Below are 17011 nucleotides of genomic sequence, written 5' to 3'. Positions count from 1 at the left end.
TATTAATTTAAAATTTCTTTAATTTTTATTGCCAATTCTTTTGAGAAAATATCGGCTCCTGTTGCATTTAGATGATAGGTATCATAATAATATTCATCATGATTAGATATCTCATTGACACGCATATCAATAAACTGAAAGTTTTTATTATTACTTTCAATTCTATTTAATTCATCGATTAGAATTTTTCCTTTTTCAGGAAAAAGCAAAGAACATCTTAATTTATGTTCTGGTGCCCAAACAAAAATAACTTTTGCATCTTTATCTAATCTTCGAAAATAAAAATAAACCATTTCTTTAATTTCATTTCTAAAGTCGATCTCATTAAAATCGTACTTATCTTTTTTTATTCTTTCAAGATTATGATAGTCTATTTTAAAAATCCTATCCTGTGGTGAAAAACCATTGATAGTCTTGTCATTCTTTGTAACTGAACTTGAAAAATTAGCAATTATACCTTTTTTAAGTAGCTGAAAGTTCTGGTTATACTTCAACAATGGGATATAGGGCAAATATTTATATTTATCATCATATTTAGTTACAAACGAATTAATTATTTCATTGTTTATAAAAGGGGTAAACTGCCATTCATCTGGTAACTCGGTATTTTTTAAAAAGTGGGATAGATCTATATTCTGAATTATCACTGTAGGTTTTCTATTTTTTTTTAGATAGATATCAAATTTAGATTGCTGCAAATTGCAACCACCAGCATTAAAACCAATATTAAAACAACTTAAATTTAATAGTTCACCTATATTTTTTGCATTATACATGAAGTAACCTCTAGATGAACCATTTATAATTACGTCACTATTAATTTTGCCCTCTATTATATTTTGCCAATCATTAATCTTAGTCCCTTTTAATTTTTTTAAACCATTATCTGAGAAATATTGAAGCCCAAAACAAACAATTAAAGCAATAAATAAAATTTCTAGGAGATATTTTAAGAAAGATTTCATCTACAAATGGATATTAAAATTGGAAATAAATAAAGTTATTTTTAATATTAAATTCTCCCAAAAGTAGAATCAATACAATTGCTGCCAATATTTTAACCTTGGAAAGCTTACCATTTAAAGGACACTCTATTTTTCTGTTATTCCATTCTAGTAAGACCAAATAAAGTAAAACAAATGTGGTTGTAAAACTTATTTGTCCCTTTAGATTTTGAAAATCAATATTAAATGCGAAGATTCTTTGAATGTAATTAAAAGCTGTAAAAATATTTTCTGCTCTAAAAAAAATCCATGCAAAGCAAGTTAGACCAAAAGTAAATAAAATGTTAAGCAAAGTTTTTAGTGACGAAAAGCGAAATTTAATATCTACTTCATCCGTATTATTTCTATTTTTTCTTAATAATAGTAATGGTAAAAAGTAGATTGCATTTATAAATCCCCACATTAAGTATGTCCAATTGGCCCCATGCCAAAATCCGCTAACGATAAAAATGATGAATGTATTTCGGATTTTCATCCAAAGTCCACCTTTACTTCCTCCAAGCGGAATGTAAAGATAATCTCGAAACCAAGAGGAAAGTGAAATATGCCAGCGGCGCCAAAACTCAGCTATATCTCTTGAAAAATAAGGGTAATTAAAATTCCTTAATAAATCTATTCCAAAAAGTTTAGAAACTCCAAGCGCAATATCTGAGTAGCCAGAAAAATCACCATAAATCTGAAATGCAAAATAAATTGTCCCTAAAATAAGAGATAAGGAGTCCATCGAATTATAGTGATCAAAAATCGCATTGGCATAAATCGCACAAGTATCAGCTATGACTACTTTTTTAAAAAGTCCCCAGATAATTTGACTAAATCCTTCTTTAGCTTTTTCAAAATTAAATTCTCTTTTTATTTTAACCTGTGGCAGTAAATGAGTAGCTCTTTCAATTGGTCCTGCAACTAAAAGTGGAAAATAGCTCACAAACAGAGAATAGTCAATAAAGTTATATTCGGCTTTTATTCTTTTATAATAAATATCAATTACATAAGATAATCCGTGGAAAGTATAGAATGAAATTCCTACTGGAAGAATAACATTTAGCAAAAATGGACTTACTTTAAATCCAAAAGAAGTGAACATTTCTGCAAATGAAGACGCAAAGAAATTATAGTATTTAAAAATTCCTAAAAAGCCTAAATTGACTGAAATACTAAGCCAGAACCAAAATTTACGCCTTCGATCTGAATTACTTTTTTCAATTTGAATTCCTGTAAAATAATCTAGAAATGTAGAGAAAACTAATAAGAATAAGAATCTCCAATCCCAGCAAGAATAAAAATAATAACTTGCAATGATTAATAAGGCATTTTGTGTGCTTTTGGTTTTATTAAAAACAAACCAATACAGAAAAAAAACAATTGGCAAAAAGATGGCAAATGCCAAAGAGTTAAAAAACATAAATAATTATTTCTTTAAAAGACTATTTATACTTTCCCAGATTTTTTCAGATGCTTCAGTAGGATTTGGTCCAACGATAATCTCGAACCATTTTTTACTCTCTTTTACACTTGAAGTTTTTCCGTCAATAATGTCTTTAACAATAGCTGTTAAATCCTTTTTATTTCTGACCCATAAAGCCGCTTCTTCAGAAGGTTTCGATCTAAAATGGATGTATTTATAGTTTTGCCCAATATCACGGATTCCTTTTTTTAATTGTGGCTGTTCGTAATCAAAAAACAGACAAGATTTATCATGGGCAGAAAAATCAAAAACCATAGAAGAAGCAATGTTACCTACAAATTCTGTGTATTCACAAATGTTTGTCTGTAATGCAAAATCTTCTTTTGTGGGCATAATCTCATTCCAGCTTTGCCCAACAGGACTCCATAATGGATCTATGTTTACAATTACATCCTTATATTTATTTAAAACCTCATCATAACGATCGGTAAAATCGACAGGACATTTTCTATAAATGATGCCTAAAGAATATCCGTTTTGATTTAATTCTCTTACCGATAATGCTAAATCTTCTAAATAATATTGATCTAAAGGAGAAGTCACAATATCATCTCCAGAATAACAAATGTATTTTGTATTAAGATTTAGATTATGTGCTGCAAAAAATTCTTCTTTTGATTGTAAAAGAGTTTTATCAAAATGGCTTTCAAATTGAGGAGTTCCAGTAACAAAAATCTGTTCCTCTTTTACATACGGACAGTACATTAAAACCTCTTTTTTCATGTGTTCACTCCACACAAAATAGTAATCTGTTTCGACTAAAGTTGTTGCTTTTGGAAGATTATCCCATGAAAAAATAAAAGTACCTGTTGGAATTCCTAAATCCTGTGCAGCCAAAATAGAAGCAATCGCTTGAGTTGGACGCTGATTGGTACAGAACACAAAATCAGGTTTGTGTTCTTCCAACTGTTTTTTGCTTTCTTTGTATTTACTTGTTGTACGTTCTCCTTTTTTTATTTGCTCACGAACAAACTTGATTCCTTTTTGATTAGACCCAAAAGTTGTCAGAGCATCAACCATAAAACTTTTTACAGCATTATTTATCCCCTTATAAGATTGTGGAAAATTATAAGTGTTGTAAACTACTTCATTAAATTTTTTATCAAAAAAATTCAATTCCATTCTTTTGCGTGCACGACTATAAACTATAGTTAAAGGACGCACTGACTTTTCCTGAATCTTTAATTCTTTAAAACCTAACTTCTCTGTAATAGAAAATGGTGTGTTGTTCCAATACGTGATATCAAAACCATTCTTCTCACCAATTTCTTTGAAAGAAGTTAAGGCAAAATTACGAAGTCCTACTCCGTCTGGTAAAAAGATAAATATGTTTTTTTTCATTTCAAGTAAAATAGAATCTAATGCGAAAATTTTTTACATTTTCATTCTAACTTCTGTTAAAAGTTAAGGCAATAATTAGTTTCAATAGAAATCCTTATAAACTTATACTTTTTTATTTTTTAGTTTATCTCTTTGAACTTGTTCGATTGGCAAAATATCAGCAGATTTAAAAGTTAAAGCTTGATAAACTGCATTTAAATCTCTTGTAAGTTTACGTAAACCCATTGGCTCTAAAGAAGCCGCATGATCGGTACCTTTCCAAGTTCTGTCAAGAGTGTAATGCCTTTCAATAATATTAGCTCCTAAAGTATAAGCAGCCATATCTACAGCAATTCCTAAGTGATGCCCTGAAAAACCGATGTGTTTTACCAAGTGACCGTATTTTTGTCTTAAAATATTAATATCCAAAAGGCAAACATCTTCAAAAGGAACTGGATAACCAGATGTACAATTGTATAAAACTAAATCTTGGTTTCTACCTTTTTTAGTAAAAAATTCAACCAGAGTATCTGTTTCTCCTTTAGTAGTCATTCCTGTTGAAATATGAATTTCTCCTGAATAATTTTCGCTCAACCATTCTAGCATTTCGAAGTTATTATTACAAGCAGAAGGAATTTTAATAAAATCTGGATTTAAGGATGCGATCTCTTTTGCTGAAGTCGTATCCCAAACAGATGTTGAATAAGTAATTCCGATTTCATCGCAATACGCTTTTAGTTCTTTATGCTGTTCAACATTGAATTCTAAAAACTCTCTGTGCGCACCATAAGTCTCTCCATACGAATTAGAAAAATTTGGGTGTGGCGCATTATATTGCTCTTCTGTAAGAAGCTCTTTATTATTACGTTTTTGGAATTTTACTGCATCTGCGTTTCCGAAGATTTTTGCAATCTTAATTAATTCTTTTGCTATTTCCATTTCACCTTTATGATTGCATCCAATTTCGGCAATCACGTAAGGTTTTTTAAATTCCTTCATAACGTTTATTGTACTTTAATAAAATTTCACAAGTTTCTCGTATTGCTCCGGCTCCTGATTTATGAGTTAAAACATAATCTGCATTTGCCTTAACGATATCTGTCGCATCAGCAGGAGTAAATGACCAACCAACACTGCAAATATTTGCTAAATCATTTACGTCATCGCCCACATACGAGACGGCGCCAAAACTACTATTTCTCTCTGAAAGAAAATGTGTTAAAAAGGAAAATTTATCTTTAACTCCTAAAAAAGTGTGTTTAATCTGCAATTTCTTCATTCTCTGCGCAACTAATTCAGAATTTTCTGAGGTCATTACGATCACTTCAACGTTATTTTGCCTTAAAATTTCCAATCCCATTCCGTCACGCATATCAAATTTTTTAGCCATTTCTCCATTTGCATCGTAATAAACACATCCATCTGTGAAAACTCCATCTACATCTAAAACTAAATAATCTATTCGTTTATGCACTTTCATTTTTTTCTGACGATCTCCTAATAATTTTTCGATAATTTCCCAATCAGATAAACTATCGATTTCTACCAAAGATTCCTCTGGCATTTTTACTAAACCAATTGAACCGCTTACTCTGTTTTTTGAGTTTAGAAAAGCTTCTTTTGTAGTAACATATACTGCTCCGTTTTCAATTAGCAATCCTTCAAAATCTTGGCGTCTCGGTCTTTTAAAAACATCATAATTACTTGGAGTTCCGTCTGCGTTCCAGATAAAACGATGCGTATTCACGACAGTTAAAGCTGATTCTTTTTTATTAACAAGAACTTCATTTAGCACTGCATTAATATCCTGAGATTTTGTCATCGGAGAAGTTGCTTGCAATAAGCATAACAAGTCAAAATCATTCTTTATAAGTTCTGCAAATTCTAGCATAGCGCTTTCTGTCGATGCTGTATCTGAAGCATTCTCATCATTTCTTAAAAGTGTTTTTACTTTTGAAGTCCAAAAATATTCTCTTTTAATATAATCTATAATTTCCTGATCGTCTGTAAAAACATATACTTCATCTAATTCAGAAAAAATTGCTTCGGTTAAAACCCATGAAAAAAGTGGTCGTCCGAGCATCTTTTTTTTGTTCTTTCCTGAAATTCCTTTAGAGTTCTTACGAAGTGGAATTATGGCGGTTTTTTTCATCATATTGTTATTTATTCAAATTTATGAATTTACTTAATTCACTGGTAAACAGCTTCGCGCCTCTTATATTAAGATGCGATTCATCGTGAAAATACTCTATCTTTTTATATCTAAAATCTGTAGTGTCATAAACAAAAAGTCGATTTTCTGGCAATGAAATGTCTTTTATCCTATTTTCGAGTGTCGAATTATAAACTCTAAAATTAGGAGCAAAACAATAAATTAATTTTATATTGTTTTCTTTACAAATCCTCTGAAACTCAAGAAATGCTTTCTTTTTATCTTTAAGTTCTTCCTTAATTGGATAACAAACTTTTTTGTCATCAAATTTAAAATTATTCTTCCCAGATTCTATTGAAAAAGGCATCGATCCGCATTCTAAAATTGGACTCTCTTTAGTCACTCCTTTTTTTCTAAAATTAAAACTATTCCGGTTTAACCTTGCTAGGCAGAAAATTTTTGAAAATTTACTTTTGTCATCCAGCCTAATCAATTCATCATTTATATAATTATACTTCTCTAAAGGATACATTTTATCGTATCTATAATCGAATGTTTTAACATATAAAAACTCGTATGGGTTATCCAAAGAAAGAACAATTGTTTTAGGTTTGTTATTGAATTCTAATAGTGTTTTCAATAAAAACAAATGAAATTGAATATTCGAACCAGCATACGAAATATTATAAGCTGTTTTTCCAGTTTCTTTCTCAATTTGATTTGCAATAATATTGTAAGCCCCTCTTGAAGATCCCATTACAATTAATTCTTTATTAATCTTGCCATTTAGCAAAAGCTCAAGTCTATGGTCTTCTTCTAGCTTAGGCGCTATGAATAAAAAAATATAAAATAGTTTATCTAACGCAAAAAAGATTAAACTAAATATTAAAACTCTTAGTAAAAATCTTTTCATACTAAAATTGAAAATAAATAAATTCTTGTTCTCTAGCTCCAAAAATAAAAAGAAACACTATAATTATAATATACATAGACCATCTAAAGAAAGTGTTATATTGAAATTCTAAATTTTCGAGTGCATATTTCTTTCTTCTTCCTAACCATTCTATAATGATAAAAAGTAATATCAATAAAATTAAATATGTCGGTCTTTCTGTTGGAAGAGAAAAAAATGACTTAGAAAAAATATCTGATATAAATTGTAATGCATGTTTTACATTATTTGCCCTAAAGAAAATCCAAGCCAAAACTGTAAATGTAAATGTTGTAACCATCATTACAAACTCTTTTATACTTGGCAACTTGTTTTCTAAGGCAACTATTTCTATATGACTTCTGTTCTTATTTAAAAGTAATAAGGGTAAGAAATAAATAGCATTCAATAGGCCCCATATTATAAAAGTCCAATTTGCCCCATGCCAAAATCCGCTGACTAAAAAAACTACAAAAGTATTCCTAACTTGAACCCACCTTCCTCCTTTACTTCCTCCAAGCGGGATGTATAAATAGTCTTTAAACCACGATGATAGTGAAATATGCCAACGACGCCAAAATTCAGCAATATCTCTAGAAAAATATGGAAAAGAAAAATTTTGAAGAAGTTCTATTCCAAACAATCTCGACACTCCTAAAGCAATATCTGAATAACCTGAAAAATCACCATAAATTTGAAAAGCGAAAAATATAGCTCCAATTGCTAAAGTGCTTCCTGAATATTCAGTCGAATTATTAAAAATCAAACTAGCTTGAATTGCGCAATTGTCAGCAATCACAATTTTTTTGAACAATCCCCAAAGTATTTGTCTTAATCCATCTACAGCTTGCTCGTAGTTGAAGTTTCTTTTCTTTTTTATCTGAGGCAATAAATGTGTTGCCCGTTCTATTGGTCCTGCCACTAATAATGGAAAATAAGAAACAAATAAAGCATAATCAATGAAGTTTTTCTCTGCTTTGATTCTATTTTTATAAATATCAATAACATAGGACAAGCCATGGAAGGTGTAAAAAGAAATTCCGATTGGTAAAATTACTTGTAGCGACCAAATATTAACTTGAAAACCAAAAATTGAAATTAAATCTTTTAATGATTCAGCAAAAAAATTAAAATATTTAAAAACACCTAAGAAACCAAGATTAACAATTATACTTAACCAAAACCAAAACTTTTTTTGATGCTGACTCTTTGCCTTTTCTATTTGAATTCCAGAAAAGAAGTCTAATAATGTTGAAAAAATCAGCAGAAAAAGAAAACGCCAATCCCAACAGGAATAAAAAAAGTAACTTGATACTAAAAGTAATATGTTTTGAAGTTTCAGACTTTTATTTGTCACAAACCAGTAAAAAACAAAAACTACTGGTAGAAATAAAGCAAAGTTTAAAGAGTTAAAAAGCATTCTTAAATTATGTATTTCATATTAGCTTGGTTAATAAAATTAATATTGAACTCCTTTCAACAATTTCATTCTTTGTAATGTTTGGTTTGAAACAGGTTTTCTGAACTTTAAAACCTTGAAAAAATTATTAGTCGCCGTAAAAACGGCTTTAAAAAATAACGAAAAGCACTTCTTGTCTGTTAATGCATACTTTTTAAAGTTATGCAATAACAGCTTTGCTATTTTTAATATTGGTTTAGGGTAATATACCAGATAATAATAAATTGTATTTTTAAGTTGTTTCTCAAATCTAAAATAATTTCTTCCTTGGGCTAGACGCTTTTTTTTATCAATTCTATGATTAACTACAATTTCATTATCATAAAGAATTTCGTATCCTAAATCAAGAACCTCAATTGATAAGCATGACTCTTCGCCATAAATATCAATCCAAGAAGGAAATCCTCTTGTTTCATCATAAACACTTTTTTTAACTGCAAATCCGCATCCAATAAAATCAGTAGTTTTATGTTGTGTCACTTTTGTTTGCCTGCTTCTAAATGCTTCTTCATCTGTAGAAAATAAGCCTCTTACTTCCTGAAAAGCGATTATTCCGACATCAGGAAATTGCAAAAATGTATTTTCGATTTTATTTACAAAATTTTCGCTAATCGGATGCGCATCATCGTCAAGTCCTACCAATATATTTCCTTCTGCTTTTTTATAAAGAAAATTTCTAGCTGGTGAAGCTCCTACACTTTTTTCGTTCCATGACCATTTAACCCAGTTATATTTAGAAATTAATTTATGTGTTTCTTCACATCCGTCAATAAATACTAGCACTTCATGCTGCATAAGATCTAAAATTCCTAATAACTTATTAAGGGTTAATTCAAGTTCTTGAGCTCTATTTTTAGTTACAATTAATGTAGAGAGTTTCATTATTTATATTAATTTTTATTAAAAAGCACTTTCTCATACAATTTAACAATGCTTTTTTGGAGATGCTTTCTATTATAGTTTTCAGCAATAAAATTGGTATTGTATTCTTGAGCAGAAGTTCTCAACTCAATATTTTTAATTGCATTTTCAATTAATTTAGCAATTGCTAAATTATCTAAAGGTTGCTCAATTATAAAACCGTTTATACCATTTTTTATGACTTCTTCCGTGACGTTGCCTGGATTTGATTGGATAGGAAATGCTCCCATTCCCATTGATTCCAATAAAACATTGGGCATTCCGTCAGAAATACTATTTCCAACATGGATAATACTTTCCCCCATTATTTTCAATAGTTCTGCATTAGAAATAAACTTGTTTCTACTCAATATTTTAATGTCCAGAGAATTTAAAAAAGAGGATTCTTCAATTCGTTTTTTAACTTTCAAATCGGCGCTATAGACAACGATTTTTAAATCCTTCAACAAATTTGAAGAAACAAGTTCTAACGATTCAATTACTTTTATTGCTTTTCCCACACCATCTTCATAGCCTTTTATTAGAATAATGTTTCGGTCTGCGGTTTCTTTAATAAACTCTTTTTCAAAATAAATTCCTCCGTTACCTGGAAAAACTCCTAAAAAAGTATTTTTAAATCCATTTTCGCCAGCAATTTTATAATCTCTCTTACAGTCTGTGATTAAAAAATCTACTCTTGTCAAAAAAGATTCAACTTCATTTTTAGAAAGTCCAAGTTCTTGATAAGCATACATATCACTCCCCCATGAGGAATATATAAATTTTATATTATCCTTCTTTTCTAAAATATCTAATATTGGCATTCCAGCTAGCTTCATTTCAAAACAATGAACTATATCTGGCTTTAAATCTTCAATTATTTTTTCGAAAACAACTTTGGTATCTCGCTCCCGAATTTTTTGAATCATCTTATATAAACGAGGCATCTTACTCTTTAGACCTTGTCGAAATGGAAAGTTAAAGCGCTGTTTCCAACCTTTTATCTGATGAACCCAGTTTATTCTTTCAACCTTTGGACCTCCATCAGTAATATCAAACCAGTATATTTCATGACCAGAATCTTTCAATTGGTTTACCCATTGAAAAAAGTGATGATTGGGTATGGCAACCATTAAAATTTTCATCAAATAATAATTATAATTTTAATAATGGTTTAAAGCGCGTGTCACCACGTTTTATAAATTTAAAAATGAGATAAAAAAATGAATTCGAAAAAATTGCATTTTTAATTTGATGGAATAAAGCAATCTTTCATGTTTAATAAAATCGATACATTTTTGACAACCTTCATATTTTTGTTGAGCCAGTCCCATTCTAAAGAAACCTAAAGTCATTTTTAAAATACATAATCTAACAGATTTTGAAGAAGTTAATTTTAATACTGTTCTTTTGGCTTCAAGATAGGACTCTAATCCGTAATCAATATTGCTGTAAAATGAGTTTGTAGATGAGCTTAAACCCATTCTATAAAGAATCAAAATTTCATTTATAATTGAAATTTTCTTTGGCTCAAATAATGCTCTCGCATACAAATCGTAATCTTCAAGAATATGCAAATCTTCTCTAATTGGCAAGTAAGGCTGTAATGATTCTTTTTTCCACATTGGAGCCACCATCATCATAGGAAAAGCACCTGAAACAAAATCTTCAAATAGATTCTGGTAGCTTATATTAGGGACTGTATCTAACAAAAATTCCTGTTTATCAAATTCCTGTTCAAATTCTTTTAATTTACAAACCACTAAATCTGAATCTTTAATGCTATTTATTTTAAGATTTAAATGATCTTGATGCATAATATCATCGCTATCAAAAAACTGTATATAGCTTCCTAAAGCTTTTTCGAAGGCAAAATTTCTACAAGAGCTAGGCCCTTTTGTTATATTATTAGGCCTAACAAAAAATTTAAATCTGTTGTCTTCTTCCTGATATTTTTTAAGAATTTCTACCGTATTATCAGTACTCCCATCATCTATGATAATACACTCCCATAAAGTATAAGTTTGATTCTTTATTGAATCTAATGTTTCGGCAATCAAATTTGCTCTATTAAAAATAGGCATGATTATGGAAATAATTGGCTCCATTATCTTATTATCTGCATTTATATTCTAGACTATTTTTATTTTTCTTTAGTACCAAAATGTTTTTAATTTCTCTTTTGAAATACCTTTTTTTCTTAAAGCATAATTGTAAAATTGTTTACTATAAAAAAGTTTTCTAAAGATCTTCTCTGTAAACAAATAACTAATAGGTCCTCTGGACAATTCTTTTAAATGTAAGTTTTCTACTTTTTTTTCTGTTATCTCCTTTAAATCATTAAATTTTTCGACCATCCAAGATTCTAGATGATTTCCTAAATGATAAGCTAAGTTTTCGTTTGTTGATAGCCTGTATCCGCCCATTTTTACTACGGGTAGATCTAAATAAAGGTACTCACTGTCTCCTCCTAATTTATAAACACTGTTTGTTTTTGGTATCACATCAAAAACTTCGCGTTTATAAGTTGCCACAAAATGAGAACATCCTAATACTGCAATAGTGCCATTTTTTGCTTTCAATGTACAAATTGAATCTTTAAATCTATCTTCTAGAGAAGACCATCCTAAACTTTGAGCAAATTTCTCCATAGCATCAGGATTTTTTACTGTTCTAAAATAGAGTTTTTTAGAGAAAAAATATTTAAACCAAATATTGGCTGTCAAATTTAATTGTTTTCTAAAAACAGGTACTGGGCAAACTGCTCCAGCTTGAGGAAAAGCTTTAAAAACTTCTAATATTTCAGTTTCCCAATTATTGCAAAATAGGACATCTCCGTCGGTAATAGTGATCAAACGTTCTGGAGCTGTACGCAATGCTTTTAAAATGCTATTTATTTTTCCAACGTTATTTTTCTCTATTATAAGTTCATCAATCAAATTGTCTCTTTGCAATTGAAGTAGCTTTGTATTTATAGCATCACAACAACCATCACTTATCACTGAAATCTTAATTTTTGTAATCGAAGTTTTTTGAATTGATAAAAGACAATAAGTGAAAATTATAAAAGCATCTTTATAATAACTTTCTTCATCAGGTATATACAATGGAATTATTACTCTGTGATGTGAATCCAATTCAGGTAATATTACATCTTTTGAAAGATTTTCTCCTTTTCTCATGATACGTCCATTACTTTTTCTATTACTCCTAAGTATCGTGCATTAATATTTTCTTTCGAAAAACGTGAAATATATCTGTCTCTAATTTCAATTGATAATTTTTCAGCCTGATCTGCATTAATATTTTTGATTTTCACCATTTCTTCATATAAATCTTCTACTGTATTATCAAACCATGAAATATTAATTCCGTCGAATCGCTCCTCCATTGCACCTGTTTTCGCTGACAAAATTAATCTTGCACTTGCCATAGCTTCGATACCTGTTAAAGGACCTGTTTCAAAATCGTAATGTGAAATTATGATACAATCTGCCTGTTTAAAAAAATCAGCTGTTTTATGATTTCGTATAAATCCTGTAAAAATAACATTGACATTGTTTTTTGCTAGATTTTTCAGATTATCGTATTCAGATCCTTCACCAATAATAATTAATTTATCGTTGTCGGAAATCTTTAAAAAAGCTTTTATAAGGACATCGATATTCTTTTCCTTTTCTAAACGTGCGATGGTTAAAAATGTTTTTACCTTATTTTTTACTACCGAAATTTTCAATAATTCTTCTTCATTAAAAGCACATTGATCAATTACTGTATAGTTATGCGTATTTATTTTAAGACCATTTGCATTACTTTCTGAATGATGAATATATAAATCAACATAATTTAAATAATCATAATTCTGATAATTTAAAATTTTGCCTGTTGTTCTAAAAACAAATTTGATTTTATTATCATGACAAATTTCTATAACTTCTTTTACGTAATTCGATGATAACTGGCCAAAAAAAACAACCAAATTATATTTAGGAATCAGGGTATTTAAAACCTCTAAAACTTTACCATCATAACTACAATGCTTTTTTGCCCATTCGTTATTGGCATAATCTGAAACTGATCCCTTACAATTGTTCTTTAAATAACTAATAAAGGCTAGAAATTTAATCCACAAAAAGTTTTTAAATACTTTGCTTTTTAAAGAAAAAACGGGAAGACTTTTACTGAAATCTAAAACCTGACTATTTTTTGAAATAGTCACTGTAGAACATACCTCAACTTCATGTTTTGATGATAGGACATTAGAAACAAAACCTACTTCTAGCTCTCTTCCTCCAAAATCTGTAATTGGGCCTATTATAAGTATTTTTGATTTCAATTCTTCTTATTTTAGTAACATTCTTTTTAGATCTAAAACTAAGTTAAAACCTAGTTTAGATTTAAATCCAAACATTAGCGTTTTATAAATTATAAATAAAATTCGATACCCATTCACGACTTTAGAATAACGTATTAAATTTAAATATGCTTTATACAAATAAAGTTTTACTTCGAATATATGTAGAGCTTTCAAATTCTGATAAATAAGTTCCCAACTCACCAGAAGTTTGTCTAATTCTGATTTTTTAAATAAAGAACTGGTATTTTCATCATGAATTCTATACCCTGCATAAGTTTCAGAAACCATTATTATTTCAGGATTTCCTTTCAATATGCCTGATAAAAAAACAGCATCATCATTAGGACTGTCTATCCATTGAATATTACCAATTAAAACTTTAGGAATTAACCACGATCCTGTGGCAATAAAACCTCCATTAACTGATAATTTCCGAATTAATTTTCGGGCATCTATTTTCTCTTCTTCAAATATGTTATTATATGGAAAATTATAACTTTCATTTAATTCATTTTTAAACTTTTTCCATTTTGTGATAGAAATTATTTCTTTACTGTTTGCACTTTTTAACAATGAAACTTGGGTTTCAATTTTTTTTAAATATAACAAATCGTCATAGTCTAAAAATTGAATATATTTTCCTTTAGCAGCTAATAATCCTTCATTTCTCGCATTATGTCGACCAGGTTTTGTTTTTAAATAAATAAGTCTTGGATCATTTATATTTAAAAAATCCTTACAAGTTTGAATTTCCAATTCGCCATTGCAGGCTATAATTACTTCAATATGGCTATATGATTGCAATAATGCACTTTCTACACAACTTTTAAAATAATCTATAGTTTTGTGAACGGGAATTATTATCGAGACTAACATTATTTAATATAAATCATTCTTATTATTAAAAATTGTAAAACCCAAAAAAGTATTTAAAAAGACATCAATAACAAATTTTTTGCTTTTAAGTTTTCGCCTGTAATCGTTTCTAGTGTGTTCTAAATCATTGTTTAATTCTATTGAGGAGCCTAATTGGTTTACAAAAAAATCAGCGTGTTTGATGTTTAGGTATTTATACAAATACTTTTCTTTATCAGGATCCAGACTTTTTATCATTGAACTGGATTTTATTCTATAATAAAACCCATGGTAATCAATACGTTTTACATTTCCATCATTCTTAAGCATTGAAATCCAAAATTCCCAATCTTCAAGTCCGTAAATCATATTAGTATCATATCCTCCTGCCAATTCCCATTCTTTCTTTTTATACAATGCAGTACAAAAAATCATATTTTTTTTACTTAGATTATATAATGAAAATGGCTTCAATATCCAATCTCCAACCTCATCACCAAATTTTTCTGCTTTACAGTAAACTACTTTTAATGAAGAATCCTTTTGAAATTCGTATAAAGCTAATTTTAAATAATTGTGTCCAATTTTATCATCTGCATCTAAAGGCAAAATAAATTCTCCTTTGGCGACAGTTATCCCTGCATTTCTTGCACTACTTAGTCCGCCGTTATTCTTGCTTACATATTTAAAACGGAAATCTTTATCTAACCATTTCTGGGCAATTTCATTGATATTATCGTTACTTCCATCATTTACTATAATACATTCCCAATTTTCATATGTTTGATTAAGCACTGAAGTAAGCGCTTCACTTAAATATTGAGCTTGATTATAACAGGGAACTATGATGGAAATCTTATACATTCAATAAATAAATTAAAGATCTCTTAGTAATCTTTGTTGGTAACATGAGATTTAATAATAAATAAATAAAACTTATTTTAGACTTTGATAAATATTTTGTGTTCCTTTTAATCCAAATAGCCATTTCTGATTTTGTAAAAAGATTTCTTTTATAAATAAGTTTAAACCTTAATTTTAGCTCCTCTTCAATATCTTTTTTATAATTTGGAAAAAGTTGTAACAAATCAAAAAAAGCATTTGGAATTTTGTTTAAAGCTAATTTATCAGCTGATGTTGCTGAACTTTCATGAACTCTATATTTTGCTAATATATGGTCTGAAGAATAAAACACACAATTAGACATAAGCAATTTTAGCCACAGATGATAATCTTCTACGTTCTGAATATCTAAAATTTCAGAAAAGCCTCCAACATTAATTACCTTTTCTTTTTTTACCAAGACGGTCAAGATCGGAATTCTATTTTCCTTTAAAAATAATTTTAAAGAAGTTTTATCATAAAAAACTGAGGTAGGAATGTTCATTTTTTTAGAAATATCAGATACTTCATTATCATTAAAAAAATAAGAATCAGCAAAAACTAAGTCGGCATTTCTCTTTTGTATCTCTAAAATCTGAACATCTAATTTTTCAGGTAGCCATATGTCATCTGCATCAAGAAATGCAAGATATATTCCCTTTGATTTTGAAATACCAAGATTCCTTGCCTTTCCTTGTCTACCATTTTTCTGATATATATATATTATTCTTTTGTCCTTTAATGATGCTTCTTTTACTATTTCTTCAGTTTTGTCATTTGAACCATCATTAATTATAATTAATTCCCAATTATTATATGTTTGATGAATAACCGAGTTTATTGCATCCGCAATATAACTTTCAGCATTATATGCAGGCATTATTACTGAAATTAATGCTTTATCTTCCATTAAATAATTTTATCTTATAATCTCTTAGTTTAAAAGCTAATCTTAATATCTTACTATCTTTAATTGTGGTTAGCAAACTAAAATAATTATTTTCTGTTTCAAATAAATAATGAGGAATCGTACTATCCCAAACTTTCTTCATTTCAATTTTATATTCTTCCATTCTCAAACTACTAATACCTGTTAGGTCATACTTAACAATAGGAAATAGTATAGGAAGAAATGTTTTCCCATTTATGTATAATTTTAAATAATAATGATAATCAGCTGCTAATTTATACTCCTCATTATATCCATGAAAATTTTGCAATGTCTCCGATAAAAAGAAGCAAGCTTGATGATTGATTACCATATATTGCAAATAAGATAATCGTAATTTAGATGGATAAATTACCGTTTTTTCTTTTAATACATCATCGATTTTAATTTGACCATAAAATACATCTGCATTATTGTTAATAATTATATCACTGCATAACTTCAATGTATTTAATGAAAGAAAGCAGTCCCCACTATTCATAAATGAAATATATTTTCCACTAGCAATCTTAATTCCCTTATTCATAGCATTATAAATACCTGAATCATTCTCACTTATCCAATAATCAATTTTATTCTTTTTATTTTCAATGTATTCTACGCTACCATCAGTCGATCCTCCATCGATAATTATATACTCAAAATCCTGCCAAGTCTGATTGATAACACTTTCAACTGTCTTTTTTAGACCTTCAAGGTTATTATAGTTAATAGTTATAATTGATATTAGTGCCATT

At 28.8% G+C, this 17011-nt stretch carries 16 protein-coding genes; all 16 read right to left on the bottom strand.

Annotated features, from left to right (window positions below):
• Positions 1–2: 2 nt before the first annotated feature.
• Positions 3–965 (bottom strand): hypothetical protein, encoded by a 963-nt coding sequence (locus BB050_RS10885; RefSeq protein ID WP_066033585.1) that lies wholly within the window; start codon positions 963–965, stop codon positions 3–5.
• A gap of 13 nt (positions 966–978) precedes the next feature.
• Positions 979–2406 carry an MBOAT family O-acyltransferase gene (locus BB050_RS10880; protein ID WP_066033584.1) on the bottom strand — a complete coding sequence of 476 codons (1428 nt, stop codon included), beginning with the start codon at positions 2404–2406 and terminating at the stop codon, positions 979–981.
• A gap of 6 nt (positions 2407–2412) precedes the next feature.
• Positions 2413–3810: a glycosyltransferase family protein gene (locus BB050_RS10875; RefSeq protein ID WP_066033583.1), complete on the bottom strand. Its 1398-nt coding sequence runs from the start codon at positions 3808–3810 to the stop codon at positions 2413–2415.
• A 102-nt stretch (positions 3811–3912) separates the two neighbouring features.
• The gene (locus BB050_RS10870) at positions 3913–4788 is read right to left on the bottom strand and encodes an N-acetylneuraminate synthase family protein (RefSeq protein ID WP_066033582.1); all 876 of its coding nucleotides are present in this window, start codon (positions 4786–4788) and stop codon (positions 3913–3915) included.
• Positions 4775–5944, bottom strand: coding sequence for a cytidylyltransferase domain-containing protein (locus BB050_RS10865; RefSeq protein WP_335583315.1), 1170 nt, complete (start codon positions 5942–5944; stop codon positions 4775–4777). The genes BB050_RS10870 and BB050_RS10865 overlap by 14 nt, the downstream gene beginning before the upstream one ends.
• A 4-nt stretch (positions 5945–5948) precedes the next feature.
• Positions 5949–6854: a hypothetical protein gene (locus tag BB050_RS10860; protein ID WP_066033580.1), complete on the bottom strand. Its 906-nt coding sequence runs from the start codon at positions 6852–6854 to the stop codon at positions 5949–5951.
• A 1-nt stretch (position 6855) separates the two neighbouring features.
• Positions 6856–8292: an MBOAT family O-acyltransferase gene (locus BB050_RS10855; protein WP_066033579.1), complete on the bottom strand. Its 1437-nt coding sequence runs from the start codon at positions 8290–8292 to the stop codon at positions 6856–6858.
• Positions 8293–8331: 39 nt separating this feature from the next.
• Complete coding sequence (locus tag BB050_RS10850; RefSeq protein WP_066033578.1) at positions 8332–9213, bottom strand: glycosyltransferase family 2 protein; 882 nt, start codon at positions 9211–9213, stop codon at positions 8332–8334.
• An 8-nt stretch (positions 9214–9221) separates the two neighbouring features.
• Entirely contained in the window at positions 9222–10376 is a 1155-nt protein-coding gene (locus BB050_RS10845; RefSeq protein ID WP_066033577.1) for a glycosyltransferase family 4 protein, read from the bottom strand.
• Positions 10377–10427: 51 nt separating this feature from the next.
• A complete protein-coding gene (locus BB050_RS10840) occupies positions 10428–11339 on the bottom strand; it encodes a glycosyltransferase family 2 protein (RefSeq protein ID WP_066033576.1) in 912 nt (303 codons plus the stop codon).
• A gap of 45 nt (positions 11340–11384) precedes the next feature.
• Positions 11385–12413 (bottom strand): glycosyltransferase, encoded by a 1029-nt coding sequence (locus BB050_RS10835; protein WP_066033575.1) that lies wholly within the window; start codon positions 12411–12413, stop codon positions 11385–11387.
• On the bottom strand, positions 12410–13567 hold the full coding sequence (locus BB050_RS10830) for a glycosyltransferase family 4 protein (protein ID WP_066033574.1): 1158 nt from the start codon (positions 13565–13567) through the stop codon (positions 12410–12412). Before BB050_RS10830 ends, BB050_RS10835 begins: the two co-directional genes overlap by 4 nt.
• Before the next feature lie 6 nt (positions 13568–13573).
• Entirely contained in the window at positions 13574–14464 is an 891-nt protein-coding gene (locus tag BB050_RS10825) for a glycosyltransferase family A protein (RefSeq protein ID WP_066033573.1), read from the bottom strand.
• A gap of 3 nt (positions 14465–14467) precedes the next feature.
• Positions 14468–15307: a glycosyltransferase family 2 protein gene (locus BB050_RS10820; protein ID WP_066033572.1), complete on the bottom strand. Its 840-nt coding sequence runs from the start codon at positions 15305–15307 to the stop codon at positions 14468–14470.
• Positions 15300–16235: a glycosyltransferase family 2 protein gene (locus BB050_RS10815; RefSeq protein WP_083219827.1), complete on the bottom strand. Its 936-nt coding sequence runs from the start codon at positions 16233–16235 to the stop codon at positions 15300–15302. The genes BB050_RS10820 and BB050_RS10815 overlap by 8 nt, the downstream gene beginning before the upstream one ends.
• Complete coding sequence (locus BB050_RS10810; protein WP_066033571.1) at positions 16225–17010, bottom strand: glycosyltransferase family 2 protein; 786 nt, start codon at positions 17008–17010, stop codon at positions 16225–16227. Before BB050_RS10810 ends, BB050_RS10815 begins: the two co-directional genes overlap by 11 nt.
• Position 17011: the final 1 nt, after the last annotated feature.

Source organism: Flavobacterium anhuiense (assembly GCF_001705175.1).
GTDB classification, from domain to species: domain Bacteria; phylum Bacteroidota; class Bacteroidia; order Flavobacteriales; family Flavobacteriaceae; genus Flavobacterium; species Flavobacterium anhuiense.
The sequence above is the reverse complement of the archived record's forward strand: the minus strand, read 5'-3'. Positions and strand labels throughout refer to the sequence as shown.

Coding starts and splice junctions, on each gene's coding strand:
- BB050_RS10885 (WP_066033585.1), bottom strand. CDS start 965: ATGAAATCTTTCTTAAAATATCTCCTAGAAATTTTATTTATTGCTTTA.
- BB050_RS10880 (WP_066033584.1), bottom strand. CDS start 2,406: ATGTTTTTTAACTCTTTGGCATTTGCCATCTTTTTGCCAATTGTTTTT.
- BB050_RS10875 (WP_066033583.1), bottom strand. CDS start 3,810: ATGAAAAAAAACATATTTATCTTTTTACCAGACGGAGTAGGACTTCGT.
- BB050_RS10870 (WP_066033582.1), bottom strand. CDS start 4,788: ATGAAGGAATTTAAAAAACCTTACGTGATTGCCGAAATTGGATGCAAT.
- BB050_RS10865 (WP_335583315.1), bottom strand. CDS start 5,944: ATGATGAAAAAAACCGCCATAATTCCACTTCGTAAGAACTCTAAAGGA.
- BB050_RS10860 (WP_066033580.1), bottom strand. CDS start 6,854: ATGAAAAGATTTTTACTAAGAGTTTTAATATTTAGTTTAATCTTTTTT.
- BB050_RS10855 (WP_066033579.1), bottom strand. CDS start 8,292: ATGCTTTTTAACTCTTTAAACTTTGCTTTATTTCTACCAGTAGTTTTT.
- BB050_RS10850 (WP_066033578.1), bottom strand. CDS start 9,213: ATGAAACTCTCTACATTAATTGTAACTAAAAATAGAGCTCAAGAACTT.
- BB050_RS10845 (WP_066033577.1), bottom strand. CDS start 10,376: ATGAAAATTTTAATGGTTGCCATACCCAATCATCACTTTTTTCAATGG.
- BB050_RS10840 (WP_066033576.1), bottom strand. CDS start 11,339: ATGGAGCCAATTATTTCCATAATCATGCCTATTTTTAATAGAGCAAAT.
- BB050_RS10835 (WP_066033575.1), bottom strand. CDS start 12,413: ATGAGAAAAGGAGAAAATCTTTCAAAAGATGTAATATTACCTGAATTG.
- BB050_RS10825 (WP_066033573.1), bottom strand. CDS start 14,464: ATGTTAGTCTCGATAATAATTCCCGTTCACAAAACTATAGATTATTTT.
- BB050_RS10820 (WP_066033572.1), bottom strand. CDS start 15,307: ATGTATAAGATTTCCATCATAGTTCCCTGTTATAATCAAGCTCAATAT.
- BB050_RS10815 (WP_083219827.1), bottom strand. CDS start 16,235: ATGGAAGATAAAGCATTAATTTCAGTAATAATGCCTGCATATAATGCT.
- BB050_RS10810 (WP_066033571.1), bottom strand. CDS start 17,010: ATGGCACTAATATCAATTATAACTATTAACTATAATAACCTTGAAGGT.